General features: G+C 35.8%; 23 protein-coding genes and 1 pseudogene. 12 read left to right on the top strand and 12 right to left on the bottom strand.

The annotated features are described in order from the left end of the window. Positions 1-70 precede the first annotated feature (70 nt). Entirely contained in the window at positions 71-517 is a 447-nt protein-coding gene (locus tag H9636_RS13065; protein WP_318241024.1) for a glycerate kinase, read from the top strand. Positions 518-529: 12 nt separating this feature from the next. Continuing rightward, a complete protein-coding gene (locus H9636_RS13060; RefSeq protein ID WP_191708008.1) occupies positions 530-1876 on the top strand; it encodes a GntP family permease in 1347 nt (448 codons plus the stop codon). Positions 1877-2159: 283 nt separating this feature from the next. On the opposite strand, the gene H9636_RS13055 is transcribed toward H9636_RS13060, so the two are convergent. Continuing rightward, positions 2160-2675 (bottom strand): DIP1984 family protein, encoded by a 516-nt coding sequence (locus H9636_RS13055; RefSeq protein WP_191708006.1) that lies wholly within the window; start codon positions 2673-2675, stop codon positions 2160-2162. Positions 2676-2688: 13 nt separating this feature from the next. Beyond that, positions 2689-3378, bottom strand: a complete 690-nt coding sequence (locus tag H9636_RS13050; RefSeq protein WP_191708004.1) for a B3/B4 domain-containing protein — start codon at positions 3376-3378, stop codon at positions 2689-2691. A gap of 81 nt (positions 3379-3459) precedes the next feature. On the opposite strand from H9636_RS13050, the gene queG reads away from it, so the two are divergent. Both queG and trmL read left to right on the top strand, forming a co-directional pair. Further along, a complete protein-coding gene (queG, locus tag H9636_RS13045; RefSeq protein ID WP_191708003.1) occupies positions 3460-4593 on the top strand; it encodes a tRNA epoxyqueuosine(34) reductase QueG in 1134 nt (377 codons plus the stop codon). A 27-nt stretch (positions 4594-4620) separates the two neighbouring features. Beyond that, the gene (trmL, locus tag H9636_RS13040) at positions 4621-5094 is read left to right on the top strand and encodes a tRNA (uridine(34)/cytosine(34)/5-carboxymethylaminomethyluridine(34)-2'-O)-methyltransferase TrmL (RefSeq protein ID WP_191708001.1); all 474 of its coding nucleotides are present in this window, start codon (positions 4621-4623) and stop codon (positions 5092-5094) included. A gap of 40 nt (positions 5095-5134) precedes the next feature. Here trmL and H9636_RS13035 read toward each other — a convergent pair. Both H9636_RS13035 and H9636_RS13030 read right to left on the bottom strand, forming a co-directional pair. Next, positions 5135-5547, bottom strand: a pseudogene (locus H9636_RS13035) (VOC family protein). Positions 5548-5657: 110 nt separating this feature from the next. After that, complete coding sequence (locus tag H9636_RS13030) at positions 5658-6545, bottom strand: VOC family protein (protein ID WP_191708000.1); 888 nt, start codon at positions 6543-6545, stop codon at positions 5658-5660. 394 nt (positions 6546-6939) lie between these two features. Between H9636_RS13030 and H9636_RS13025 the strand changes: the two genes are divergently transcribed. Then, positions 6940-7134 (top strand): hypothetical protein, encoded by a 195-nt coding sequence (locus tag H9636_RS13025; protein WP_191707999.1) that lies wholly within the window; start codon positions 6940-6942, stop codon positions 7132-7134. 35 nt (positions 7135-7169) lie between these two features. Here the strand turns inward: H9636_RS13025 and H9636_RS13020 are convergent, their stop codons facing one another. Further along, positions 7170-8783 carry a long-chain fatty acid--CoA ligase gene (locus H9636_RS13020; protein WP_191707998.1) on the bottom strand — a complete coding sequence of 538 codons (1614 nt, stop codon included), beginning with the start codon at positions 8781-8783 and terminating at the stop codon, positions 7170-7172. 273 nt (positions 8784-9056) lie between these two features. Between H9636_RS13020 and H9636_RS13015 the strand changes: the two genes are divergently transcribed. Next, on the top strand, positions 9057-9875 hold the full coding sequence (locus H9636_RS13015) for an aldo/keto reductase (RefSeq protein WP_191708017.1): 819 nt from the start codon (positions 9057-9059) through the stop codon (positions 9873-9875). Between the two features lie 130 nt (positions 9876-10005). Here H9636_RS13015 and H9636_RS13010 read toward each other — a convergent pair whose 3' ends face one another. The 4 genes from H9636_RS13010 to H9636_RS12995 form a co-directional block, all read right to left on the bottom strand. Continuing rightward, a complete protein-coding gene (locus tag H9636_RS13010; RefSeq protein ID WP_191707996.1) occupies positions 10006-10842 on the bottom strand; it encodes an RluA family pseudouridine synthase in 837 nt (278 codons plus the stop codon). Positions 10843-10910: 68 nt separating this feature from the next. Next, a complete protein-coding gene (locus H9636_RS13005) occupies positions 10911-11381 on the bottom strand; it encodes a thioredoxin family protein (protein ID WP_191707995.1) in 471 nt (156 codons plus the stop codon). Beyond that, entirely contained in the window at positions 11381-11806 is a 426-nt protein-coding gene (locus tag H9636_RS13000) for a disulfide oxidoreductase (RefSeq protein WP_191707994.1), read from the bottom strand. The genes H9636_RS13005 and H9636_RS13000 overlap by 1 nt, the downstream gene beginning before the upstream one ends. 126 nt (positions 11807-11932) lie before the next feature. Next, on the bottom strand, positions 11933-12559 hold the full coding sequence (locus tag H9636_RS12995; RefSeq protein WP_191707993.1) for a GntR family transcriptional regulator: 627 nt from the start codon (positions 12557-12559) through the stop codon (positions 11933-11935). A 202-nt stretch (positions 12560-12761) separates the two neighbouring features. Here H9636_RS12995 and H9636_RS12990 point away from each other — a divergent pair, with 202 nt between their 5' ends. Further along, positions 12762-13877, top strand: a complete 1116-nt coding sequence (locus tag H9636_RS12990) for a GAF domain-containing sensor histidine kinase (protein WP_191707992.1) — start codon at positions 12762-12764, stop codon at positions 13875-13877. Between the two features lie 11 nt (positions 13878-13888). Continuing rightward, positions 13889-14536, top strand: coding sequence for a response regulator (locus H9636_RS12985; protein WP_191707991.1), 648 nt, complete (start codon positions 13889-13891; stop codon positions 14534-14536). 79 nt (positions 14537-14615) lie between these two features. On the opposite strand, the gene H9636_RS12980 is transcribed toward H9636_RS12985, so the two are convergent. Both H9636_RS12980 and H9636_RS12975 read right to left on the bottom strand, forming a co-directional pair. After that, positions 14616-15515, bottom strand: coding sequence for a cation diffusion facilitator family transporter (locus H9636_RS12980; RefSeq protein ID WP_191707990.1), 900 nt, complete (start codon positions 15513-15515; stop codon positions 14616-14618). Positions 15516-15597: 82 nt separating this feature from the next. Continuing rightward, a complete protein-coding gene (locus H9636_RS12975; protein WP_191707988.1) occupies positions 15598-16923 on the bottom strand; it encodes a hemolysin family protein in 1326 nt (441 codons plus the stop codon). A 741-nt stretch (positions 16924-17664) separates the two neighbouring features. On the opposite strand from H9636_RS12975, the gene H9636_RS12970 reads away from it, so the two are divergent. The 3 genes from H9636_RS12970 to H9636_RS12960 all read left to right on the top strand — a co-directional run bounded on the left by H9636_RS12970 (position 17665) and on the right by H9636_RS12960 (position 22639). Continuing rightward, positions 17665-19410 carry an ABC transporter ATP-binding protein gene (locus H9636_RS12970; protein WP_191707987.1) on the top strand — a complete coding sequence of 582 codons (1746 nt, stop codon included), beginning with the start codon at positions 17665-17667 and terminating at the stop codon, positions 19408-19410. After that, entirely contained in the window at positions 19407-21140 is a 1734-nt protein-coding gene (locus H9636_RS12965) for an ABC transporter ATP-binding protein (RefSeq protein ID WP_191707986.1), read from the top strand. Before H9636_RS12970 ends, H9636_RS12965 begins: the two co-directional genes overlap by 4 nt. Positions 21141-21346: 206 nt before the next feature. Then, entirely contained in the window at positions 21347-22639 is a 1293-nt protein-coding gene (locus H9636_RS12960) for an MFS transporter (protein WP_404817752.1), read from the top strand. Positions 22640-22676: 37 nt separating this feature from the next. On the opposite strand, the gene H9636_RS12955 is transcribed toward H9636_RS12960, so the two are convergent. After that, positions 22677-22886, bottom strand: a complete 210-nt coding sequence (locus H9636_RS12955; RefSeq protein ID WP_191707985.1) for a YheE family protein — start codon at positions 22884-22886, stop codon at positions 22677-22679. 129 nt (positions 22887-23015) lie between these two features. On the opposite strand from H9636_RS12955, the gene H9636_RS12950 reads away from it, so the two are divergent. Then, the gene (locus tag H9636_RS12950; protein WP_191707984.1) at positions 23016-24161 is read left to right on the top strand and encodes a DUF445 domain-containing protein; all 1146 of its coding nucleotides are present in this window, start codon (positions 23016-23018) and stop codon (positions 24159-24161) included.

Raw genomic sequence — 24161 nt, 5'->3', positions numbered from 1 at the left:
TCTACCCCGACTACCGTTATAATAAGACCTAAACGAAAAAGGTCAACCAGAAAAATCTGGCTAACCTCATATTACGAACTGGGCCAATATCGTAGAGAAAGAAAAGAATATACGATTACATGATTATCCAGGTGCAGGAGCTGCCGGTGGAATGGGTGGCGCATTGATTGCCTTTTTAAATGGCCAATTTAATCAAGGAATTGATCTTGTTTTAGAGGCGGTTCATTTCAATGAACAATTGTCTGGTGCTAGCTTTGTTGTAACAGGTGAGGGGAAATCTGATCGACAAACTTTACATGGAAAGGCACCTTATGGAATCGCTAGTACTTCTCAAAAGGCTGGAGTTCCAACCATTTTAATTTCTGGTGCAGTGGAGGACATACCAGAATTGGCCAAGTGTTTCCATACAGTTGCTTCCTTAGTTGATAAGGACGTGACGGTACAAATGGCAATGGAAAAACCAGCTGTTCATTTAAGAAATAAAACAAAAGCGATTTTTCAGAAGTTATTAAAATAAGGGGATGATGAAATGCTTTTTGTAATTATATTAATTGGGGTATTATTTGTTATTTTTGCCACTGCAAAGTTACATTTGCATCCGTTTTTAGCATTAATTATTAGTTCTTTCTTTGTTGGGATTGCTAGTGGGATGCCGTTACTAACGGTAGCCGATACAGTGAATAACGGTTTCGGTAGTTTAATGACAAGTATTGGTATTGTCATTGTTGCTGGAACTATGATTGGAACGATATTAGAGCGCTCTGGGGCAGCTTATCGAATGGCAGAAGTAGTTCTTCGCATAGTAGGAAAGAAACATCCTCAATTAGCGATGTCGATTATCGGTTACATCGTTTCGATTCCAGTATTTTGTGATTCAGGATTCATTATTTTATCAAGTTTACAAAAATCTTTGGCTAAACGAGCAAAAGTAACGATTGCTTCCATGGGGGTTGCTTTAGCAACGGGGTTATACGCTACCCATGTATTAGTACCACCAACTCCAGGTCCTATTGCAGCTGCAGGGAATATTGGGGCGAGTGATTATTTAGGGACAGTCATCGTAATCGGTTTACTTGTGGCAATTCCTGCTACATTAGTTGGTTACATTTGGGCTACAAAAGTTGCTTCGAAAATTCGTGTGGCAGCTGATGACGAAGAAGCTTTAGATTATGAGGAAATCATCAAGTCCTATGGTAAAATGCCATCCACTTTTAAAGCATTTTTACCAATTATTTTACCAATTTTATTAATTGGTATTGGTTCAATTGCATCCCTTGTTGGGGATCCGGAAGCATCTATTAATGTATTTTTACAATTTTTAGGGAAACCAATTGTTGCCTTACTGTTAGGGGTATTTGCATCATTTTTATTACTTCCTGAAATGAATGAAACAACATTATCAGGATGGATTGGGGATAGTTTAAAAGATGCAGCTCCCATTTTATTGATTACAGGTGCAGGTGGCTCCTTCGGTACGATTATTAAGGAAACGGGCGTTGGTGAAATGCTACAAGAAATGGATTTAGGCTCCCTAGCTCAAGGTAGTTTATTCCTACTTGTGCCATTCCTTATTGCTGCAGCATTGAAAACGGCTCAAGGTTCTTCAACAACGGCTTTAGTTATTACTTCTACTTTAGTTGCACCAATGTTAGCAACAGCTGGAATTGATGGGGCAATTCCGCTAGCTCTTGTCGTTATGGCAATTGGAGCAGGGGCAATGACAGTGAGCCATGTAAATGATAGTTTCTTCTGGGTTGTTACCCAATATAGTGGAATGGAAGTAACCCAAGCATATAAAGCTCAAACAGTTGCGACTCTGTTACAAGGGATTGTCACAATTGCAGTGTCAATGATCTTATGGTTAATATTTGTTTAGTAATTAGAATAATAGAATCAAAAAACGATTTATGGAAATTCTATTTATCTTGAAAAGTAAAAAATAAAAGGTTACTACAATTCTATAAGAAAAGTAGTAACCTTTTTGTGTAAGTACCGTCATATCAAGATTACGATGAGGGAACTTGTCCTATTACGTTGGTTGGTTATTAGTTATAGGTCACAAAGTAACCGGTCAATGGTAATCGGTTTGCGATACTAAACTGCTTAAAAGGCAGGCGACGGTACGTTACGTCTCGGATTGGAGTCTCACCGCACCGAGATTAAATATAGTGCGAGTCGTCAAATTCAATTTCAACTTGATAGTTTTTGGCGTTAATTAAGTTGGATAATCGATGAGCGTCTTTTTCCATTTCATTTGCCCGCTTGCGATATTCTTCTGGTTCATATAAAGCGACGCTATAAAAAATAACGGATTCGCTTCCGCCGTGGTAGAGGGTTTCTTTTTCCGATTGTCCTAACTCTTTATAAAGAGTTACATCGGCTCGTAGCTGTGTAGCTAATTCAATTGCTTCCACAATCGGCAGTTCTTCGCCTTTAAACGTCACGGTATGATCAATGTTTGCTCGGTAAATGAGTTTATCTAAAGTTCTAGCATCTTTTCTTACTCGGGCAAGTTCTGCTTCAACTTCTACCAGCTTTCTTCCCGATGTTTTAGGGGTTTCCCCCTTTTCTACAACTGCATGGGAAACAAATTGAATTTCACTAATAAGTTCCTGAATTTTTCTCGTTATAATACTTTTTAATTTAACCCCTTCAGCAAGCGGAATTTTTTTCACTTTCCGAACCCCCTTATATTGTTATAACAAGATTACTTTTTGATAGTAAAGCTGTATCAAAATCGCCACCATTAACTTGAGTAAACATCTTTCCAGCAGTATTCAATAATTGAAGACATTCTGTTTCATCTAGAGAAGGTCGTAAATAAAAGATTTGAATCGCATGACGGGTTTGTTCTGTTACAGCTGTTCGAACAGAGTCAACGAAAGGACTTCCGAAGGCACCATTTGCATCTTTGCTATATAAAATATTTTTTAAAGAATTAAAACGGCCATTCAACCCTTCATATCCAGTATTTTCATCTCCAAGTAGCAGTTCAACGTTCCCTTCCAGTTTCTCTTCATCGTAAATACCGATTGGAATTTCGTATTGTAAAGAAAAGAAATTATTTAAATCTACTGCGGAATGAACAGGAGATAAATAGTTTTGCTTAGCAATACGTCGCATTAAACTTTCAGCAGAATGACGATAACGATTTGGATCAGCGCCAAAGGACTTCCAAACTTTACGCCATTCTGCAATGCCTGGTCGTTCTGTGACAGGGTTTTCTTGAAGTTCTAAATATAGGTTTTCTTGATAAAGTTGAGTACGACCTTTAATCATTTGAGGAGATTCTGAGACGACAATTTTGGTATAATGGATAATGCCGATTTTTAATTGGTCATTCGTTGTAAAAAGTGCATCGTTTATGGAGATGTTCAAAGAAAATCACCTACAATTTTTAAATTTCGCAACATTTGCGTATGATTATATATTTTACCAAATAAGGAGTTGAATGCGTTAATGATAATCGAACAATTACAAAAAGAGTTAATTGAATATGCAATATCAATTGGCGTTGATAAAATCGGTTTTACGCATGCTTCTCCCTTTCATGAAATGAAAAACCGATTGAAACGTCAGCAAGAACTTCAATATCAATCTGGTTTTGAAGAGCCAGATATTGAAAAAAGAACAGAGCCTAAGTTGCTTTTAAATAGTGCAGAAAGTATTATTGCCATTGCCTTGGCGTACCCTTCTAAAATGGAAGATGCACCTGTTGGAAAAAAAGGATCAAGAAGAGGCATTTTTGCTCGTGCTTCTTGGGGAGTCGATTATCATGTGGCGGTCCGTGAACGTTTAAATTTAATTGAACAATGGCTAAAGAATCGGGTTCCCGATGTTCAAACGAAATCAATGGTTGATACTGGCGAACTAGTGGATCGAGCTGTAGCTGAGCGAGCTGGAATCGGATGGAGCGGTAAAAACTGTTCGATTATTACACCTGAGTTTGGCTCTTATGTTTACTTAGGTGAAATGATTACGAATATTCCTTTCATACCCGACTCACCGATCGAAAATGAATGTGGTGACTGTACTTTATGCTTAGATGTTTGTCCAACGGGCGCTCTTGTGAATCCTGGACAGTTAAATTCCAAACGGTGTGTCGCGTTTTTAACCCAGACAAAGGATTTCTTACCTGATGAGTTTCGAAAGGAAATAGGTAATCGAATTTACGGTTGTGATACGTGCCAAACAGTTTGTCCAAAAAACAAAGGGAAAATGAATTGGATTCATGAGGAATTTAAACCTGAACCAGAATTGGCAAAACCGCTTTTAAAACCGTTACTTCATATGTCAAATAAAGAATTTAAAGCGAAGTTTGGTTATATGTCAGGATCTTGGAGAGGGAAAAAACCGATTCAACGCAATGCGATTATTGCATTAGCCCATTTTAAGGAACAGTCTGCTGTGCCGGATTTAATAGAAATTATGTATAAAGATGAACGCCCGGTTATGCGCGGAACAGCAGCCTGGGCTATTGGAAAAATTGGTGGTAGTGATGCAGAACAAGCTTTACTTAAAGCCCGTGAAAAAGAGACCGATGAAGAAGTGCTGAAAGAAATTGAAAAAGGTCTTACTTTGTTAAAAGCTTAGAAATTGTATTAAAGGGAAGTGTCTTATATGCCATTGCATATTGTTTTATATCAACCAGAAATACCAGCAAATACAGGGAATATTGCTCGTACATGTGCTGGCACAAATACATCCTTACATTTAATTCGTCCCCTTGGATTTTCAACGGATGATAAAATGTTAAAACGTGCTGGATTAGATTATTGGCACTCTGTCAATATCGTCTATCATGATAGTTTAGAGGATTTTTTAGAGTATTCGAAGGATGGGGAGTTATTTTTAATCGAAACTTATAGTGACGAACCGTACTCCCACCATGACTTTAGTGATCAAAATAAAGATATTTATTTTATGTTTGGAAAAGAAACGACTGGTTTACCAAAGGAATTCGCCTATGAAAGGAAAGATAAATGTTTACGCATTCCCCAAAGTGAACATGTCCGTTCGTTAAACTTGTCAAATACTGCAGCGATTATTATTTATGAAGCACTGCGTCAGCAAAACTTCCCTGGACTAAAATAAACAAAAGGCTACATTTGTTGTGTACAAATGTAGCCTCTTTTTATATTCCATCCGTATTCATTAAGACAAGTCGCCAGCCATCAGGATCTTCAATCGTAACCCCTTTTTCTTCCCAATAAGGATTTTCAGGTTCAACTTCGGGATAGCCCATTTGCTCTAATTTTTCTGCGATTGCATTAATCGTTTTTCTATCTGGTATGTAAAGAACGAGTAGATTGTCTTTCGTTGGGGCTGACATGGACTGCCATCTTCATGTTCTGTAAATTCTATATGGTAATCACTGTTTGGTAATCCAATTAAAAGTCCTGTATAACCACGGTGACCAGAAAAGGAACCGATTTTTTTCAGGCCGACTCCTTCACAATAAAATTTCTCAATTTCTTTTAATTGATCTGTTGGTCTTGCAAATCGTACTTGAGCAACTTGCATTCCATTTGACCATTTTTCTTTCATGTAATCATCATCCCCTTTCCTTTTATCGTAAAGGGAAGTGAAGTGTGGGGAAATGGACCGAAAGACTGAAAAAACATGTTCAAACAATTTGAACATGTTTCAAAACGTAATTATGCTCCTTCAATTGTAAAGATGATGCGAATCCCTGAAGGATCAATGGTTGAAAAAGCTTGTTGTCCACCAAATTTAGGCGCATCTTGAAATTGCTCTACTGTTGCCCCTATTTTCGATAAATTTTCTTTTATTTTATGAGCTTCCATTTCATTATTTAATACAATGGTAAACGACTTTAATCCTACTCCATTTTCAGGAGTAGCAATACCGCCTAAACTATTCCATGTATTCATTCCGATATGATGATGATATTTACCTGTGGAAATAAAGGATGCTTGGTTGCCATAGCGGGTAACTACTTCATATCCTAAAGCTTTCGTATAAAAATTTTCCGTTTCGTTTAAATTAGCTACAGATAAGTGAATATGCCCCATTACGGTACCAGTCGGTAAGCCGCTCCATGTTCCGTCAGCTTCTGCCAAAACAGAACGAACGTCTACTTGTTCAGTCGTCATATAGATAGTGGAATCATTATTCCAAATCCAATTTTGTTCAGGGCGATCGGCATACACTTCAATTCCATTGCCATCAGGATCATTTAAATAAAAAGCTTCACTTACATGATGATCACCAGCTCCAACACGGGCATTTTGTTGCATAATATGTTGAATAAAATTCCCTAAATCTTTCCGGGTTGGAAGTAAAAGGGCAAAGTGGTAAAGGCCTGTTTGCCCCCCTTTTAAAGGTAGTGCATTCGGTATTTCCTCTAAAGAAAGAACGCTTGTCGAACCATCGAAAGTAAGAACCGCCGTTGTATTCGTTTGTTCTAAAACATCGAATCCAATAATAGTTGTATAATATTCAAGCGAATTTTGTAAGTTAGAAACCTTTAGTTGAACGTGGGAAACATACTTGTTTGGTTTTTTATGAAAATGTGTCGGCATACAATTGCCTCCTGTTAATTATTTTTAATAATCAACTTACTTTATGTAACCTAGTTTATTTTCTAAAGTTTTAAATGTCAAGTTTATTCATTTGGGGGTATAGAAAAGATTTTCCCCAAAAAAAGAAGGCATGATAACAAAGTTATCATACCCTTTTGTGGAGATTATTTTTCTGAAGTATAGTCGCCTTCATAACCTGCAGTAAAGATAGCGATTAAAAATGCTACTGTAACAGCAAGAATTAAAATTAAACTCATGGAAGTATCCTCCTCATGTATATAAAATCTCTTTATTTAGTATAGCTTATCTAACTTAACTTTACTACATTATTTTCTCTTAAAGAATGGGTGAAATATTATATTTTGGGAATAGTAATGTTAGGAGGGTGAAAAAAATGGAACAAGATAAAACGATTATGAATGGCACAATGGCAAATAATATGGAAGATTTAATTTTTTTAGGGAAGCAAATGGAACGATTGAGAGATGGAGCACAATTAGAAGAAGATATGCGTTTTCCCGATCCAATACAATTCGATGATCTCGATAATGACAATGATGAAAAAGAAACGTATAAGAGGAAAAATTAATAGAAGCTGACTCAAATTTGAGTCAGCTTGATTTATTATGATTTAACTTGATAATTTTTTAACTCATCCCGTAATTTTGCTTTTAAAAATTTCCCTACAGAAGTTTTCGGTATTTCGTTGATGAAAACAACGTCGTCTGGCAACCACCATTTCGCAAATTGACCTTCTAAATAGCCAATTAATTCTTCCTTCGTTGTTTGTTTGCCTTCTTTTAACACGACGCACGCAAGGGGGCGCTCCTGCCACTTTTCGTGGGGTACTGCAATCACAGCAGCTTCGAACACTGCTTCATGGGTCATTAAAGCGTTTTCTAAATCGACGGAAGATATCCATTCACCGCCACTTTTAATGAGATCCTTCGTACGGTCCGTAATTTTTATATAGCCTTCTTTTGTTACGACGGCAATATCTCCCGTATATAACCAGCCATCCTTAAAGGCTTCCGATGTCCGCTCATCTTTATAATATTCATCTGCAATCCATGGTCCGCGAATACGCAATTCTCCCATCGTTTTGCCATCTTGCGGAACTGCTCCTGCTTCGTTTACCACTTCCGTATCAAGAAGAGGAACTGTCATCCCTTGAGTTGCTCGAATGTTTAATTTTTCTTCTGGTCCCCATTCATCCATCGAGGAAGTATAAGTCGATAAGGAAACAAGTGGGGTTGTTTCCGTCATACCATAGCCGACAATGAATGGTACGTTAAATTTCTCTTCAAATGTTTTAATTAATCCCTTCGGAGAAGCCGAACCTCCACAAACGACTGAACGTAAGGATGATATATCTCGAGGATTTTTCTCTTGCTCCTGAGCTACACCTAGCCAAATAGTTGGTACCCCAGCAGTAACTGTTACTTTTTCTTGATCAATTAAATCTAAAATTAATGGTGGAGAAAACCCAGGTCCAGGTAGTACTTGGGTACAACCATATAAAACGGAGGCAAAGGGCATGCCCCAAGCGTTTACATGAAACATTGGAACAATCGGCATCACAACATCTTTTTCCCTCAATCCCATACTATCACTTAAACCTAGAGCAAGGCTGTGCAATACTAAACCACGATGAGAATAGACAACTCCTTTTGGCATACCTGTGGTTGCACTTGTATAGCACATGCCAGCTGGAGAATTTTCATCTAAATCCTCCGGGAAGTCAAAGTCATCAGAACTTTCTGCTAACAACTTTTCATAGGAATGAACATTTGGGAAACTAGATTGTGGAACTTCCATATTATCTTGCATGACGACAATATGCTTTACTGTTTTTAAGTAAGGAATCGCTTTTTCTACTAACGGAAAAAGATCTCCATCAATTAATAAAATTTCATCTTCTGCATGATTAATGACATAAATAATATGTTCTGGTGCTAAACGAATATTGACCATATGCAAAATGGCCCCTGCGCAAGGAACTGCAAAATAAGCCTCTAGATGTCGGTGGTGATTCCATGCAAAAGAACCAACTTTCGTCCCACGCTTCATACCTAAGGAAGTTAATGCATTTGCAAGTTTTCGAGTTCGGCTTACATATTCTTTATAAGGTATACGGTGAATCGTGTCAGGACTTGTACGGGAAATCACGAGTTTTTCGGGATAATACTTTTCGACACGCCTAAGAAAACTTGTTAACAATAATGGGGTTTCCATCATAAGAATCACTCTCCACAGGAAAATTTAAGACAAATGGCTTGGGAATAAGAAAAAATACCTTTCATATATTTATATTTCTACAAAGCTCATCTTAGAACGACTAAAATAGAAATATTTAAGAGAAGTTTAGATAGTTAATAGATTTAGAGAGGAATAAGATGTTTCCTCGTAATTACTAGATAAGTTTGAAATTTCAGTTCAAATTATTTAGTAACATTTAGAAATAATCGTATAATAAAAATATGAAAGAGTTAGGAGGGAGTAATTTTGACGATGATACCAACTAAAACGTTAAAAAATGGAGTAGAAATGCCATACCTTGGTTTAGGCGTGTATAAAATGACAGAACCTGAAGTTGCCCTACAAGCAATGGTAAAGGCCCTTGAAGTTGGCTACCGCGCTATCGATACGGCGGCTCTTTATAACAATGAAACAGAAGTAGGGGAAGCGATTCGCCAATCGAATGTACCGAGGGAAGAAATTTTTGTTACGACAAAAGTTTGGAATTCGGATCAAGGCTATGATGAAACGTTACGTGCATTTGAAACATCATTAAAAAAACTAGGATTAGAATATGTAGATTTATATTTAACCCATTGGCCTGTTCAAGGGAAATTCGTAGATACTTACCGTGCCATTGAGAGATTATATGAAGAAAAATTAATCCGTGTACCAGGTGTATCCAACCATCATATTCATCATTTAGAAAAGGTATTTGCAAAGGCAAATGTAAAGCCAATGGTGAACCAAGTTGAATTACAACCATATCTTGCCCAAGAAGAGCTTCGAGCTTTCTGTAAAGAACATGATATTGCAGTAACAGCATGGTCTCCTCTCGGTCAAGGTAAAGTTCTTGAAGATGCAGTTATTACTGAAATTGCTCAACAACTTGGTAAGTCTACGGCGCAAGTTATTCTTCGTTGGCATTATCAAAATGACGTGATTACGATTCCGAAGTCGGTTACGCCAAGTCGAATTGAACAAAATATGCAAATTTTTGATTTTGAACTATCGAAAGAGCAAATGGAACAAATGAATCAACTGAATAAAAATCAACGCTTTGGATCAAACCCAGACAATTTTGATTTTTAGTCCATTTTAGAATTGAATTAAAAATTATTAAAAATCATTCCTTTATATGTTGTTTTGCTTTTGTTGAAACGACGATAAGGAATGATTTTTATGTAGGAATGAAAAAACACCCTATAAAGGATGCTTTTCATTATTTGTCAGAAACGACAATCCGTTTATTCAAAAAAGGATGTTCAAAATCCAGTTGAATTGCATGTAATTCATAATCACCTGAGGCAGTTTTTCTTGCATCATACATCGTATCACCGACAATCGGGTGACCGATATGAGCCATATGAACTCGGATTTGATGAGTACGACCAGTTTCTAATACTAAATGGACAAGGCAAGTTTGTTTAAAACGTTTTACGACTTCATAATGAGTAATAGCATGTTGACCGGATTTCGAAACGACACGGCGTGTTGGATGGTGGCGGTCTTTGCCAATCGGAGCGTTAATCGTTCCGCTTTCTTGTCGGATATTTCCTTGTACTTCTGCCTCATATGTTCGAATAATTGTTTTTTCTTCAATCATCCGATCAAAAATGGACTTCGCTATAGGATGTTTTGCTATTAATAATAAACCTTTTGTTCCACGATCTAAACGGTGAACATGTTCTGCGTAATGTCCTCCAGCTGCGATAATATGCGCCATGACATGATTCATACAAGTGTCCACATCGTGCACGTCATTAGGATGTGTAGCCATCCCTTTCGGTTTAGATACAATAAGGCAATGGTCATCTTCATATTGAATCGTTAAGTCGCATTGGGGAGTAGGTTTATAATTGGATGCGGGTACTTCAAAGTGAAAGAAAAGAATCGTGCCAACACGAAGTGGCTCTTTCCAAATGACAGGTGTTGAGTCTTCGTAAGTAACAGCTTTTGCCATTCTTAATTCATGTACAATCTTTTTGCCAAGGCGCCATTTTGTGCGCAACAATTCTTCCACGGATAGACTTTCTTGTTGAACTTCATATTGGAACATCATATACCTCCAAAATAACAATAATCGTGCTCTATATAGAACACGATTATGAAATAGTAATACCTTTATTATTTTACTTGCTCTAAGAAATCATAAATCACTTTTGTATCTTTAGAATAATCTCCAACGATACGACTTACTTCTTTTCCGTCTTTAAAATAAATTAAAGTCGGTGTTGCCTTAATTTGATAATCAGTCCAACCTTGATCGTATTCAAGGATATTATATTGATCAATTTGAATACCTAATTCTTTAGCAATAGGCATAAGAGCAGGCGTCATTTTTTGACAGTGTGGACACTCTGGGCTGAACATATACGCTACGACAGGTTCTCCAGACGCAATTTTTTCTTCTAAAGCGTCGGGAAGAATGATGTTTTGATAATTTTCATCGGATAATAAATCAATCGTTGATTGATTTAAGTTTTCTTTATCGTAAGGATTGTCTTTTAATTTATCCTCGTTTGCTAAGTTAGTAAGTATAATAATAGCTGCAAATAATACTACAACAATGGCACCGATAATCCCTAGTTTTTTCATTATTTTTCCCCCTTTAAAACTTTGATCATATAGAAACTAGTTATAGCGATTAAGATGAAAGCAAGTCCAGCTAAAAATGGAATCGTAATAAACCCGAACCAGTTAATATATTGTCCTGTACAAGGAACTCGTCCACATGCTGGTGCTGACTCAGTTAAGAAATCTAGTTTTTGTATACCGTAATGATAAAGAGAGATGGCTCCACCAATACATGAAAAAACAGCAGTTGTTACGGCGATTCGTACATTTTTTTGGATGTAAGCTACTGTCGTAATAAGTAAAATTGGGTACATCAAGATTCGTTGATACCAACATAACTCACACGGTTCGTAACCACGAATTTCAGAAAAATAGAGTGAACCAAGTGTTGCTACTAATGACACGAGCCATATAAATAGCAAACTATTTTCTAGTTTTTTATTCATTTAGCATCTCCTAGTAATCATTTTCTTACGCAGATTGATTAATAAGTAAATTATTTTGAATTACGGATAATTATACTATAAGAAATTTATTTGACAATCAAACATAGGAAATGTACAAAAAATGGACTAAAAGTAACTTGTATAACGTAACATATATTTCAAATCGAATTCTAAATGCTTTTTCATTAATTCAACTGCTAAATCACTATCTTTTGATGAAATAGCCCGGTAAATTTCTTCGTGTTCTTCATATAATAATGGTCTTTTATTATTTAACAATGTGCGGCTAAACAAGTCGAAAATAGCATCCGTCTTTTTCGCTTCTTCAATTATAACAGGGTTGTTACATTCTAGTATGATAAGATCATGAAACCTTTTGTTTGCGCTTACAATTTCATGAGCGGTCCCTTTTTTTGAATCTTTCATCGCTTGCTTTAGTAAATTTAATTTTTCCTTAGACATTTTTTCTGCAGCTATTTTCACAGCATAACACTCGATTAAAGTTCTTAATTCTGAATTGTGGATTAAGTCATTTCGAGTAGGTTTAAAAACTCGTTTGTCCTTAATTAAACCTTCTTGCTCTAAATGACGAATCGCTTCCCGTATCGGCGTACGACTTACTCCGATAGTTGTTGCCAATCGTTCCTCGACAAGTTTTGTTCCACCCGGTAATTCTCCGCTTAAAATTTTGTTACGTATCGTTTCATAGGCTAATTGATAAGCGTTAGAAGTACTAGTATTATTTACTTGCATTTCTATCCCCCTAGTAACGCTAAATTCCTCTTTATTATACACTTAAATTTCCTATTAAATGAGAATAATTTTCAAATGTTTTCTAAATATTCATCAAAAGTTTCATTCAAAAGTATGAGAGGACAACAAATGCCAATCGCTATGGACTAATGATATGATAAATTTAGAAAATAGTTTGTTCATTATGAGAGGTGTAGAAAGTTTGTCTGTAAGTGATCATTCCAATATAACCATTCTTAAAGAAATAGCTGAATTATTAAATGAAGAAACAGATTTAATTCCAATGCTGAGAGGTGCGTTAACGAAATTTTTAAATGGGACAAATTTTGAAACAGGATGGATTTTTTTCATTAATGAAAAGGGAAAATCGAAGTTAGTAGCCCATGAAAATTTACCTGAAGCACTTACTTTCAATAGTTGCCAACATTTAAAAAAAGGTGGATGTTGGTGTGTTTCCCGTTATCGAAATCATGAGTTAGAAAAGGCATCAAATATAATTGAATGTCAACGGATTGAAGCTGCTATTGAAGCGAATATCGGGGATAATGCGAATATTACCCATCATGCGACGGTACCATTACAATCGGGAGAAGAACGTTTTGGTATATTGAACGTTGCTTCGCCAAATACAGTGAGTTACACAGAAGAAGAACTGGAATTATTAGAATCGGTTGCCTTTCAAATGGGATCTGCTATTAAGCGTATTAATTTAACGAAACAGGAACAGGAGATTGCCCTTGTCCAGGAAAGAAATCGCCTAGCGAGGGATTTACATGATTCGGTTAATCAGTTATTGTTCTCCGTCGCATTAACTGCCCGAGCAGGAATTGAGATGAGTGAACAGCAAGAAATAAAAGAAACTTTTAAAGAAATTCAACAGCTTACTCAATCAGCTTTAACAGAGATGCGAGCACTAATATGGCAATTGCGTCCGAAAGGATTAGAGAGTGGGCTTATTGAAGCAATTAAAGCTTATGCTGAAATGTTAAATATTAAATTAACAGTAAACGTGTCGGGTGTTATTCAATTTCCTTCCCGTGTCGAAGAAACGTTATTCCGTATTACCCAAGAAGCTTTAAACAATGTACGGAAACATGCAGGCGTACAAGAAGCGATTATTTATATAACGGTCACGTCAACGGATATTTTATTTGTTATTAAAGATGAAGGAAGGGGATTTGTCATTGATCCAAAATTAAGACTTCCTTCGATTGGATTACAATCGATTAAAGATCGTGCCATTGCCATTGGCGGTACAGTCGATTGGGTAAGTCAAATTGGGAAGGGAACGGAACTATTAATCCGTTTACCTTATTAGGGGGAGAGAAAATGATTCGAGTTTTAATTGCAGACGATCATCATGTCGTACGTCGTGGTTTATTATTCTTTTTAAAAACGCAAAAAGATATTGAAGTAATTGGGGAAGCAAAAAATGGAATTGAAGCGGTCGAACTCGTAGAATCGCTGCAACCTGATATCGTATTAATGGATCTTGTGATGCCAGAGATGGATGGAATACAAGCGACGAAAAAAATTAAAGCAAAATGGCCAAATGTTGCAATCTTAATGCTAACAAGTTTTTCCGACAAAGATCATGTTTTACCCGCCATTGAAGCTGGTGCTGCAGGGTATCAGTTGAAAGATATCGAACCAGATGAATTAGTAAACGCCATTAGGCAAATTATCCGCGGGGAAAACATTATACATCCTGCCGCTACTTCCCAATTAGAGGAGGTATTACGCGAGGAAGAAAACTTACCTCATGTAAAAAATCCACTAACACCCCGTGAAAGAGATGTGTTAGCGGAGTTAACGAAGGGAAAAAGTAATCGCGAAATTGCATCTTCACTTTTTGTAACAGAAAAGACAGTTAAAACTCATATATCGAATATTTTTACGAAATTAGAAGTCCAAGATCGTACACAAGCTGCGCTTTATGCTGTAAAACATGGATTAACAGAAGGTAGCGGTCTGTAGGAAAGTTATCCTGAAATGGAAAAAGCAACTTTAAGGAAGCTCCCTTAAAGTTGCTTTATTTTTTATTAGTTAAAACTTATTAGAAATGGTAATCTTCTTCCACTGCTGTTGGAATTTCATGGGGTTCAATATGGACAAGTACCGTACAAAATGGATTAAACCGTTTCACAGTTGATTCGATTTTTTCAGTAATTTGATGACTTTCCCAAACATTTAAATAGGGATTTACCGTTACGGTGACATCGATGAAATGTACATTTCCATGGGTTCTCCCTTTAAAATCCAATAAATCAATAACTCCATCTACATTTTCAATCAGCACGGACAAAGTTTCGGTATCTTCAATATCAAAGCTGTCCGTCAAAGTTTGGACGGACTCCCAGAAAATTTCAATTGCGGTTTTAATAATGATAATCGCAATAACTAATGCGGTTAAAGTGTCGATGATTGGAAAACCGATAATCGCCCCAAATATACCAATCGCTGTACCGATACTAACAAGGGCGTCCGAACGATTATCATACGCTGCCGCTTTTACTGCCGAACTATTAATCTTTTTAGCAAGGGACAAATTATACCGATAAACACCATACATCACCACTGCACTTCCTATTGCAACAAATGCCGTTAACATAGAAGGACTTTGTCGCACAGGGTTCCATAGATTCATAATTGAACTAAGTAGTACTTGTAAACCGACCATCATCATAATAAATGAGGCAATCATCGAAGCAATCGTTTCTGCTCGAAGATGACCGTATGGATGATTTAAATCAGGAGGACGTTGAGAAATTCTAAGTCCAATAAGTACAGCGATTGAAGCAATAATATCTGTTGTATTATTTAGCCCATCAGCTTTTAATGCTTCCGACTCTCCAAAATAACCAATTGTAAGTTTAATGGAGCTTAAGAATAGATAGGCAATAATGGATAGCCATGCCCCTTTTTCCCCAGCTCGTAAATTTGTATATAACTCCACTTTGTTTCCTCCTGGCAAAACTTTAGAACATGATAAAACGACCTTCCGAAAACCGGAAAGTCGTTTTAACTTGAGTAAATGTTTAATTATTCTCTTCTTCTGATTCCTCATCTTCTGACGGTTCAGATTCAGGTAATTTTGTTACTTCGATATAAAGAATATGATGTCCATCTGATTCTTTAATTTTAAATTCGTAGCCTTGGAAATCAAAGCTATCACCTTCAACAGCATCAAAACGTTGTGTTAAGAACCAACCACCAATTGTATCGACATCTTCATCATCAATTGTAATTCCCAACATGTCATTTACTTCTTCTACTAACATTTTTGCATCTATTATATAATGATCATTACTAATTTCTTGTACTTCCGGAATCTCATCATCATCAAATTCATCTTGAATCTCACCGACAATTTCTTCGATAATATCTTCGATTGTGACTAAACCAGATGTTCCACCGTACTCATCCATTAGTATGGCCATATGAATTCGTTCTTGTTGTATTTTAAGTAATAAATCACTGATTGGAACAGTTTCAAAAACACGAATAATCGGTTGCATATATTCTTGAATCGATTTGTTACCGTTTGCAGGATCTTTAATATACGCTGTTAATAAATGTTTTAAGTTTACTAGACCAATTACGTGGTCTTTATCGCCATCAATAACAGGGTATCGTGTATATTGTTCAACACCCATTACTTCAAATACTTCTTTTATTGTTAAATCTTTTTCAATACTTGTAATTTCAGTTCGAGGTACCATAATTTCCTTCGCAGTACGGTCAGAGAATTCAAAAATACTATTAACGTACTCGTATTCTGAATGATTGATCTCTCCACCTTTATAACTGTCAGTTAAAATAATGCGAAGTTCTTCTTCAGAATGCGCTACTTCAGATTCTGAAACCATTTTGTAACCGAATAATCCAGATAAAGCACGAGCAGAACCGTTCAATGCTTTAATGAATGGGTACATAACATTATGGAACATAATTAATGGTCCAGATAAATTTAAAGTAAGTGCCTCTGATTTCTCGATGGCAAACGTTTTTGGAGTTAATTCCCCTACGACAACGTGCAAGTAAGTTACAATAATGAATGCAACAACGACTGAAAGCACTCCAGATATTCTTGAATCTAAATTAAACATATCAAATAAAGGATGTAAAATTAAATCAAAGGTAGGTTCTCCTAACCAACCTAAACCTAATGCTGTAATTGTAATACCTAATTGACAAGCTGATAAATACTCATCTAGATTTGAAATAACTTTCTTTGCTTTCATTGCTTTTTTGTTGCCTTCCGCAACTAATTGATCAATACGTGTTGACCTCACCTTTACGATTGCAAACTCGGTTGCAACAAAAAATGCCGTAGCAGCAATTAACAACACAAATGCTGCCAACCTAATGGTTAACTCTACTATGTCTACGTCCAAATATTTTCTTTGTTTCCAGCCCAAATGAGGGGAGCAAACAAAGAGTACACCTCCTGTTAAATAAAAAATAATTGAATAATACAATGATAAAATATTTTATGTAAAAATACAAATTGAAAACATACAATCAGGAAGAATATTTACATTTTTTAAGACCAATTTACTAGTCAGATTAGATTAATAGAAGGGGAGAGAATCGATGAAAATAAGCCTTCGAAAAATTGTTTTCTCTATTTTCTAAAAATTGTTGACTTTCAAAAAATGGTTATGCTACCCTTTAATAGAAAATAAACTTAAGGAAGGGGAGGTAAGGATTATGAAAATTAAATTAAATTTGCCGCCAGCAATTCAATATGTTAATCCAAGCCTTCCTATATATTTCTTCTGTTTATAGCTTAAACGCGCATAAATTTAAGCGAAAGGGGATACAGGTATTGGATACTTGTATCCTTTTTTTATGAGCATCTATCACATTAAAAGGGATAGGTGCTTTTTGCGCTTATAATATTCCAAATTATGGATAAATTCGGTAGGGTGGACGATCGAATACAATATCGTGGAAGAGATTTATGTCATGTTGTTTAAGTACAAAAAAGTTAGAGAGGAAGCGTAATGATATGAAAAAGTATTACACAAGAAAGTTATTAAAAGATGGGTTTGCAGATAGTGGATAGTGAAGGAATATGAATAGGAAAAGAAGGTGTTTAAATGTTTGATGTTTTATTTAAATTGAAATGGTTTTTTAAAAGTTATTGGAAAAGATATACGATTGCGGTCGTCCTCCTAATGATTGCCAACGTTGTGGAAGTAATACCACCATGGATAATTGGGGCTGCAATCGATGAAATTGCCATGAATTCGATGACAGCTGAGTCACTTCGCAATTATCTAATAGCGATTATTTTCATCATCGTTGTTGGATATGCGATGAATTTCACTTGGCAATATCAATTATTTGGTGGTGCCATAACGCTAGAACGAATTTTTCGTAAAAAATTGATGTACCAATTTTTAAAAATGACACCAACCTTTTATGAAAAAAATCGTACGGGCGATTTAATGGCTCGAGCTACAAATGATTTAAATGCCGTGTCATTAACGGCAGGGTTCGGCATTATGACCCTGATGGATTCTACGATTTACATGGGGGCGATCATTTTAGCAATGGGATTTTTAATCTCTTGGAAGTTAACACTTTTCTCCATGCTTCCAATTCCAATAATGGCCGTACTTATGCAATATTTGGGCAAAATTGTCCATGAACGTTACATGACAGCCCAAGAATCCTTTGGTGAAATAAATGATAGTGTGCTTGAGTCGGTAGCAGGTGTACGTGTTATTCGAGCATATGTACAGGAAAAGAAAGATGAAAAACGTTTTGCACAAATGAGTGAAGAAGTGTACCAAAAAAATATCCATGTAGCAAAAATCAATGCATTATTCGGACCAATTACAAAGATTGGAACAGGAATAAGTTATGTTGTTGCCTTAGGATATGGTGCGGTTCTTGTATCAAATGGTGAAATGACGGTAGGTCAGCTTGTAACCTTTAACGTCTATTTAGGGTTAGCAGTATGGCCAATGATGGCTATTGGAGAGCTCATAAATGTGATGCAACAGGGGAATGCTTCCCTAGATCGTGTTCAAGAAACTTTGGATTATGAACAAGATGTAAAAAATATTCATAACCCAGTAACAGGGGCGAGTCCATCTTCTATTGGATTTAATCAATTTTCCTTCCAATATCCGATGTCTCAAATGAAAAATTTACAAAATCTTTCCCTACATTTAAAACAAGGGGAAACTTTAGGGGTTGTCGGGAAAACTGGTGCCGGAAAAACGACTTTTGTAAAACAACTTCTTAGAGAATATCCATTAGGTGAAGGGCAGTTTACGATTGGCGATATTGATATTGCCAAATTATCAAAGGAACAGTTATTAGAATGGGTAGGATATGTTCCGCAAGATCATGTTCTTTTCTCCCGAACAATACGTGAAAATATTTTATTTGGAAAAGAAGATGCAACAGAGGAAGAAATAAATGAAGCCGTGAGAATGGCTTACTTTGAAAATGATTTGAAAAATTTACCTTTAGGAATGGAAACTTTAGTTGGTGAAAAGGGCGTTTCCCTTTCTGGAGGACAAAAGCAGCGGGTGTCCATTGCAAGGGCGCTTATAAAAAATCCAGAGATTCTTATTCTAGATGATTCTTTATCCGCTGTAGATGCAAAAACGGAAGCAAAAATTATTGAAAATATTGGTCTTGTGCGTAATGGAAAAACAACCATTATCACAACCCACCGTTTATCTGCTATTCAACATGCAGACCATATTATCGTATTGGATGATGGTCGAATTATCGAAGAAGGTACCCATGAAGAACTTCTTCAAAAAGAAGGCTGGTATAAAGAACAATACGATAGACAACAGCTAGAGGAGGTGTCTAGCGAATGAGTACTAGTAAACGTTTAGTTCAATATGCACTACAATTTAAAAAGCCAATCTATATCGGATTATTTTTATTAACGATTGCCGTATTTACCGATTTAGCGGGGCCATTTATCGCTAAATACATCATTGACCATTATATGACACCCGGTTCTTTGAAGTTTGAACCGATTATCAATTTATTAATTGTCTTTTTTGTATTAGCGATTGCAACGGCTATTTTAAGATACTTTATGTATATTTATTTACAAATTGGAGCGAACCGGATTATTCAAAAGTTACGCCAAGATGTTTTTGGTCATATTCAAACGATGCCCATCGACTATTTTGATAATTTACCTGCTGGGAAAATTGTAGCGCGGGTAACGAATGATACGGAAGCGATTCGTAATTTATATGTGCAAGTATTATCCCAGTTTGCAACAAGCTTTATATCCATTTTTGGGGTATATATAGCGCTATTCATTTTAAATGTGAAAATGGCCCTTGTTGCATTAATCGTTGTTCCAATCGTATATTTTTGGATGATTGGTTATCGAAAATATGCTTCCCAATATAACCATGTTGTTCGAACAAAGATTGCAGACATCAATGCCATGATAAATGAATCGATTCAAGGAATGACCATTATTCAAGCCTTCAAACGGGAAAAGCAAATGAAGGAAGAATTTGCTGAGATGAATAATGAGCATTATGAATATCAAAGAAAGTTATTATTTTTAGATTCAGCAACGGCATTTAATTTAGTGAATGTTTTACGTTTAATTATCTTTGCTATTTTTATTTACTATTTTGGTACCCAGTCCATGACTACTACAGATGTCATTACTGCGGGAACGTTATACGCGTTTGTGGACTATATAACGAGATTATTTAGCCCCATCGTTAATATTGTCAATCAGTTCTCCCAATTGGAACGGTCCCTTGTTGCCGGTTCTCGTGTCTTTAAATTGCTGGATCGAAAAGGAGAACCAGTAAGTACACAATCTATTCCAAGATACGAAGGGAATGTTGTGTTTGAGAATGTTTCCTTTGCATATAAAAATGATGACTATGTATTGAAAAATATTAGTTTCTCCGCAAGAAAAGGGGAAACAGTTGCCCTAGTTGGTCATACAGGTTCAGGGAAAAGTTCCATTATGAATTTACTGTTCCGTTTCTATGATCCTCAGAAGGGAAGAATTTTAATAGATGGTCAAAATATTCTTTCCATTCCGCGACAAGCCTTTCGTGAGCATATGGGAATCGTACTACAAGATCCGTATTTATTTACTGGAACGATAGCAACAAATGTCAGCTTGGGCGATCCACGTATTACTAGAGAAACGGTAGAAAAAGCATTAGAGGCAGTTGGTGGGGAAAGGGTTCTAAAAAATCTTGAAAAAGGATTAGATGAACCGGTTATTGAAAAAGGAAGTACCTTATCTTCTGGACAAAGACAATTAATTTCCTTTGCCCGGGCCTTAGCCTTTGATCCAGCTATTTTAATATTAGATGAAGCAACTTCTAATATTGATACCGAGACAGAAGAAATTATCCAGCATGCGATGGAAGTTTTGAAAAAAGGAAGAACAACCTTTATTATCGCCCATCGTTTATCAACAATTAAAAATGCTGATCAAATTTTAGTATTAGATCGGGGAGAAATTGTTGAACAAGGGACTCATGATGAGTTAATCGCATTAGGTGGTCGTTATGAAACGATGTACCGATTACAAGCAGGAGCCCTTCAATAATAATTAAATGAAAATAAAGAGCTAGTCCTAAATGAATGTTTCCATCGTTATGGTAAAAGGGAAGCATATTCAAATGAGGGCTAGCTCTTTTTTCTATAAATAGGTATTGCAGTTTTATAACGGGAGTCGTATATTTAGGGTAACGAAATATATAGAAAATTCAAATTTGTCTTTACATACTTATGTTAGTTGAACGAGGGAAATGGTTGGAAAGCGGTTTAGTCGCTATGTACAAATGGATGAAAAATAGTTATAAAACGATTAAATCTTTTAATAACAATGTTCGATTGTTTATGATGGCCAACGTACTCATTCAAATTGGGATGGGTGTCTTTATGGTGATGTACAATCTTTACATTCGAGAATTAGGTTATTCAGAGGCAGTCAATGGTAGCGTCATTTCCATTAATTCACTAGCAACGGCATTAATGTTAGTGCCTGCTGGAATTATTAGTGATCGTTTCGGGAGGAAATCCATTCTTTTAGTTGGGACGTTTATAACGGCTATTATGTTATTTGGAAGAAGTATCGTTTCCGTAGAACAACCGATTCTCGTCTTTGCATTTATCGCTGGTATCGTTTGGGCATTTGTTCAAGTATCGGGTGTTCCTTTTTTAGCTGAAAATTCCAATCCAAATGAAAGAATTCAATTATTTAGTATTCATTTTTCTTTTGTGACGGTTGCAAATGTTCTTGGTAATTTACTCGGAGGATTTGTGGCCGATGGTTTTCAATGGTTATTCCAAATTAGTGAAGTTGATAGTATAAGAGGTTCTTTAATGGTAGGCGCAGCAATCTTTACGGTTGGCTTATTACCGCTATTTCGATTAAAATCTAGCGACGGTTTCCAAAAGGATGTGAAAGTACCAAAAGATAAGGGATTAAGACAAGAGGATCGTTTTGAAAGTAGCTTTAAGACAAACTTTAAAATGATTGTTTTATTCGGAATATCTAATTTAATTATTGGAACCGGATCTGGATTAGTTATTCCATATTTAAATTTATATTTTGCCAATCGATTCGATGCATCGAATTCTTATGTAGGTTTTATTATTGCATTAGGGTCTGCAATGACCGCTGTTGCAATGTTAATCGGACCACTTCTAGTTAAAAGAGTCGGGAAAGTTCGGGCATTAGTCATTTTTCAACTTCTATCGATTCCGTTTTTATTTTTAACAGCTTATACCAATTCCTTATTTATTGCTTCCATTGGATTTTTAATGAGGCAAGCATTAATGAATGCAGGAAATCCGATTCAAAGTGCCATAGCGATGGATGTTGTGCATGATAAATATAAAGGACTCGCTAACTCTGTAAGTCAGATGGTTTTTAATATCGGTTGGGCAACGATGGGAATTCCAGCTGCTTGGCTCGTTACAACGTACGGAAATTACTGGGGTTATGCCTATACCTTTACGATTACGGGATGTTTATATTTAGTGGCATCCACATACTTCTATATCGTTTTTGCTCGAAAATATAAAGTGAAAGAAATATAAAAAAGGGCGAGTTCGATTTATTCGAACCCGCTTTTTATCAATCATAAACATGAAAAAGCATTAGTTCATGAATCATTTTCTCTACCTTTTCTTGTTCTTCACTGGAAGGTTTTGCGCTTAACCAAACAATTTTTCCGTCTTTTTTATATTCAGCCTTATATTGTTGCTGTTTGTAATAAAAGGATATCGCCCACCCCGGCAATAAATTGTTTTCAAATAAAGGCTTAAATTGAAAATGTTGAATCATACTTATCCCCCTTGAAACTTAAGATTACGTTTATCGTACTAAAAGTGAGAAAGAAAGGCTAACATTATCTTTATATCCATTTCCTTTGATATAATTGTGGAATAGTTTGAAAGAAATGAGAGGATTTCAATGGAAAATGTAGTAGTTACAATCATTTTTATGGCTGTAGTTGGAGCATTAATCGGGGGATTTACAAATTATCTTGCGATTAAAATGTTGTTTCGACCATATAATGCACTATACATTAAAAAATGGCGATTACCGTTTACACCAGGTCTCATTCCGAAACGTCGTGAGGAATTATCAAAACAAATTGGTGCAACCGTAAAAAATTATTTATTAACACCTGAAGTTTTTCAAAAAAAATTATTTAATGAAGAAATTCGTTCAACGGTTTTACAATTCGCGCAAACGAAAGTCGAAAATACAGTTTTTACGGACGATAAAACGATAATCGACTGGTTAAAGTTAGGCGGATTTGATCATTTGCCAAATACAATTGAAGAAAAAGTAGATTTATTTATTGAAAAGCAATTTAATGTGATGAAGACAACGATTTCTACTAAATCAATTGAGGAACTTTTACCTGACGATATTCACCATGCTATCGATAGAAAAATACCTGAAGTCACTTCGTATCTTTTAGTAAAAGGGGAAGAATATTTCCTATCAGCTAAAGGTGAGATGACGATTAAAAATATGATGGATGATTTTTTAGGTTCGAAAGGTTCTTTCGGTGGAATGATTCAAATGTTATTAGGGGATTCAACTTCGATCGTATCGAAAATCCAAAAGGAAATCATTCGTTTAATAAACGCACCTGGAACGAAACATTTATTAGTTAACATTTTCTTAAAAGAATGGGATACTATTAAACAACAGTCTGTTATGGGGTATCTAGAGGATATCGACTTTGATGGCATCTTAAAAAATATCCAAAGTTACGCAAAACAAGAACTTAAAATGCAAGAACATCTCCAAAAACCAATTAGCTATTATTGGCCTCAAGGGAATGAATATGTTAAAAATGAATTGTTACCTAAAATAGTTCATAAAGGGTTTACAGAGGCAGAAAGTAAGCTAGAAGATGTATTAGATCGTTTAAATTTAGAGGAAGTAGTTCGGGAGCAAGTGGATTCTTTCCCTTTAAAGAAATTAGAAGAGCTTGTCATCGGGATTGCCAACAAAGAATTACAAATGATTACAATTTTAGGTGCTGTATTAGGTGGAGCAATTGGTATTGTACAAGGATTGATTGTCTATCTTTTAAATTAA

This window comes from Ureibacillus galli (genome assembly GCF_014836845.1).
Classification (GTDB): Bacteria; Bacillota; Bacilli; order Bacillales_A; family Planococcaceae; genus Ureibacillus; species Ureibacillus galli.
The sequence above is the reverse complement of the archived record's forward strand: the minus strand, read 5'-3'. Positions and strand labels throughout refer to the sequence as shown.

Coding starts and splice junctions, on each gene's coding strand:
- H9636_RS13060 (WP_191708008.1), top strand. CDS start 530: ATGCTTTTTGTAATTATATTAATTGGGGTATTATTTGTTATTTTTGCC.
- queG (WP_191708003.1), top strand. CDS start 3,460: ATGATAATCGAACAATTACAAAAAGAGTTAATTGAATATGCAATATCA.
- trmL (WP_191708001.1), top strand. CDS start 4,621: ATGCCATTGCATATTGTTTTATATCAACCAGAAATACCAGCAAATACA.
- H9636_RS13030 (WP_191708000.1), bottom strand. CDS start 6,545: ATGCCGACACATTTTCATAAAAAACCAAACAAGTATGTTTCCCACGTT.
- H9636_RS13025 (WP_191707999.1), top strand. CDS start 6,940: ATGGAACAAGATAAAACGATTATGAATGGCACAATGGCAAATAATATG.
- H9636_RS13020 (WP_191707998.1), bottom strand. CDS start 8,783: ATGATGGAAACCCCATTATTGTTAACAAGTTTTCTTAGGCGTGTCGAA.
- H9636_RS13015 (WP_191708017.1), top strand. CDS start 9,057: ATGATACCAACTAAAACGTTAAAAAATGGAGTAGAAATGCCATACCTT.
- H9636_RS13010 (WP_191707996.1), bottom strand. CDS start 10,842: ATGTTCCAATATGAAGTTCAACAAGAAAGTCTATCCGTGGAAGAATTG.
- H9636_RS13005 (WP_191707995.1), bottom strand. CDS start 11,381: ATGAAAAAACTAGGGATTATCGGTGCCATTGTTGTAGTATTATTTGCA.
- H9636_RS13000 (WP_191707994.1), bottom strand. CDS start 11,806: ATGAATAAAAAACTAGAAAATAGTTTGCTATTTATATGGCTCGTGTCA.
- H9636_RS12995 (WP_191707993.1), bottom strand. CDS start 12,559: ATGCAAGTAAATAATACTAGTACTTCTAACGCTTATCAATTAGCCTAT.
- H9636_RS12985 (WP_191707991.1), top strand. CDS start 13,889: ATGATTCGAGTTTTAATTGCAGACGATCATCATGTCGTACGTCGTGGT.
- H9636_RS12970 (WP_191707987.1), top strand. CDS start 17,665: ATGTTTGATGTTTTATTTAAATTGAAATGGTTTTTTAAAAGTTATTGG.
- H9636_RS12965 (WP_191707986.1), top strand. CDS start 19,407: ATGAGTACTAGTAAACGTTTAGTTCAATATGCACTACAATTTAAAAAG.
- H9636_RS12955 (WP_191707985.1), bottom strand. CDS start 22,886: ATGATTCAACATTTTCAATTTAAGCCTTTATTTGAAAACAATTTATTG.
- H9636_RS12950 (WP_191707984.1), top strand. CDS start 23,016: ATGGAAAATGTAGTAGTTACAATCATTTTTATGGCTGTAGTTGGAGCA.